2 protein-coding genes are annotated in these 2,358 nt (G+C 69.5%); one reads left to right on the top strand and one right to left on the bottom strand.

Features of this window, described 5'->3' with window-relative positions:
* Positions 1 to 127: 127 nt before the first annotated feature.
* Positions 128 to 427, bottom strand: a complete 300-nt coding sequence (locus tag AB0M28_RS40370) for a chorismate mutase (RefSeq protein ID WP_365415814.1) — start codon at positions 425 to 427, stop codon at positions 128 to 130.
* Positions 428 to 693: 266 nt separating this feature from the next.
* Here AB0M28_RS40370 and guaA point away from each other — a divergent pair.
* The coding region (guaA, locus tag AB0M28_RS40365) for a glutamine-hydrolyzing GMP synthase (RefSeq protein ID WP_365415813.1) at positions 694 to 2,358 on the top strand (1,665 nt) is incomplete at its 3' end.

Genomic DNA, 2,358 nt, shown 5'->3' with positions numbered 1-2,358 from the left:
GCCCACCGACAACGACCCGGCGAGCTGGGAGCTGCGCAGGCAGACCTGGACGCACGAGGACGTCATGCTCGGCGGCTCCGACCTTTCCACGCCCGTACGCGCCCGGAGGAGACGCGGTCCCGCGCCGTCAGATCCGCCCCCGGCACAGCTCCAGCAGCGTCATCGCCAGCGCCGTGCCCGGGCGGCCCAGCTCGTCCCGGTAGTGGCCGAGGATCTCCATCTCGCGGGAGAGGTTCACCCGCCGCCCGCCGGACTCGATACGCGCCTTCTGGATCGAGGCCGAGACGGCCATCCGCTGCTGTACGAGGGCGATGATCTGTTCGTCGAGGGCGTCGATCCGCTCCCGTGCGCCGTTGATCACACCCGCGGCCTCGGGCGTCCGGGCGCCGGTCTTCTCGGTGACGGTCGTCTCGGTGACGGTACTCATCGTCGTTGTCTCCAAAGGGCTCACGGCCCCCGGATCCGCCGGCCCGGGGCGGGAAACGACAGGCGCCCCGGGCCTTGTACGGCCCGGGGCGCCTGGAAAGTCGCTGTCAGCTCACGCAGCACGACCATGGCAGCCGGACGGGCCGGTGCCATAGGTAAAGACGAAGGTCTGCTGGAGCATGGGGGACAGTATGCCATGTCAAGCAGGCGCTCGCGGCCCCGATAGAATCGGTACTACCTCGTCCTTAACCGCCGGAAGGCCGCACCGTGTCCTCAGCGTCCCCCACTGCGACACAGAACGACGCCGTACTCGTCGTAGACTTCGGCGCCCAGTACGCGCAGCTGATCGCCCGCCGCGTTCGTGAGGCGCGCGTCTACAGCGAGATCGTCCCCTCCACCATGCCCGTGGCCGAGATCCTCGCGAAGAACCCCGCGGCGATCATCCTCTCCGGCGGACCCTCCTCGGTGTACGCCGAGGAGGCGCCCCAGCTGGACCGCGCGATCTTCGAGGCCGGCGTCCCGGTCTTCGGCATGTGCTACGGCTTCCAGCTGATGGCCCAGACCCTGGGCGGCACGGTCGACAACACGGGCAGCCGCGAGTACGGGCGTACGAAGATGTCCGTCAGCCACCCGTCGTCCACCCTCTTCTCCGGCACCCCGGACGAGCAGGACGTGTGGATGTCGCACGGCGACGCGTGCTCGGCGGCCCCCGAGGGCTTCACGGTCACCGCCTCGACGGACGGCGTCCCGGTCGCCGCCTTCGAGAACGACGCCAAGAAGCTGTACGGCGTACAGCACCACCCCGAGGTCATGCACTCCACCCACGGTCAGCAGGTGCTGGAGCACTTCCTGTACCGGGGCGCGGGGCTGCAGCCGACGTGGACCACGTCGAACGTGGTCGAGGAGTCGATCGCCGCGATCCGCGAGCAGGTCGGCACCAAGCGCGCCATCTGCGGTCTGTCCGGCGGCGTGGACTCCGCGGTCGCCGCGGCGCTCGTCCAGCGGGCCATCGGCGACCAGCTGACCTGCGTGTACGTCGACCACGGGCTGATGCGCAAGGGCGAGACGGAGCAGGTCGAGAAGGACTTCGTCGCGGCCACCGGCGTCCAGCTGAAGGTCGTCGACGCGCAGGAGCGTTTCCTCGACGCGCTGAAGGGCGTCTCCGACCCCGAGGAGAAGCGCAAGATCATCGGCCGGGAGTTCATCCGGGTCTTCGAGCAGGCGCAGGCGGAGATCATCGCCGAGCACGGCGGCGAGGTGGAGTTCCTGGTCCAGGGCACGCTCTACCCGGACGTCGTCGAGTCCGGCGGCGGCACGGGCACGGCGAACATCAAGTCCCACCACAACGTGGGCGGCCTGCCGGAGGACCTGGAGTTCCAGCTGGTCGAGCCGCTGCGGCGGCTGTTCAAGGACGAGGTCCGCATGGTCGGCGCGGAGCTGGGCCTGCCGGAGGAGATCGTCCAGCGCCAGCCCTTCCCGGGTCCGGGTCTGGGCATCCGGATCGTCGGCGAGGTCACGAAGGACCGCCTCGACCTGCTGCGCGACGCGGACGCGATCGCCCGCGAGGAGCTGACGGCGGCGGGCCTGGACCGCGAGATCTGGCAGTGCCCGGTGGTCCTCCTGGCGGACGTCCGCAGCGTCGGCGTCCAGGGCGACGGCCGCACGTACGGCCACCCGATCGTGCTCCGTCCGGTGTCCTCGGAGGACGCGATGACGGCGGACTGGACGCGGATGCCGTACGACGTGCTGGCGAAGATCTCCACCCGCATCACGAACGAGGTCCGCGACGTGAACCGCGTGGTCCTCGACGTCACGTCGAAGCCCCCGGGCACGATCGTCGAGATGTATTTCGTCGCGGCGATCTGGTACCTCTTCTTCACCAGCGTCTTCAGCATCGGCCAGTACTACATCGAGCGGCATTACGCCAAGGGC

The organism is Streptomyces sp. NPDC051940, from assembly GCF_040680895.1.
Taxonomy (GTDB): Bacteria; Actinomycetota; Actinomycetes; order Streptomycetales; family Streptomycetaceae; genus Streptomyces.
Note: the sequence above shows the minus strand (reverse complement) of the source record. Positions and strands in the feature narration are given on the sequence as shown.

Excerpts from the sequence above, each read along its gene's own strand:
- AB0M28_RS40370 (WP_365415814.1), bottom strand. The coding sequence starts at position 427 with ATGAGTACCGTCACCGAGACGACCGTCACCGAGAAGACCGGCGCCCGG.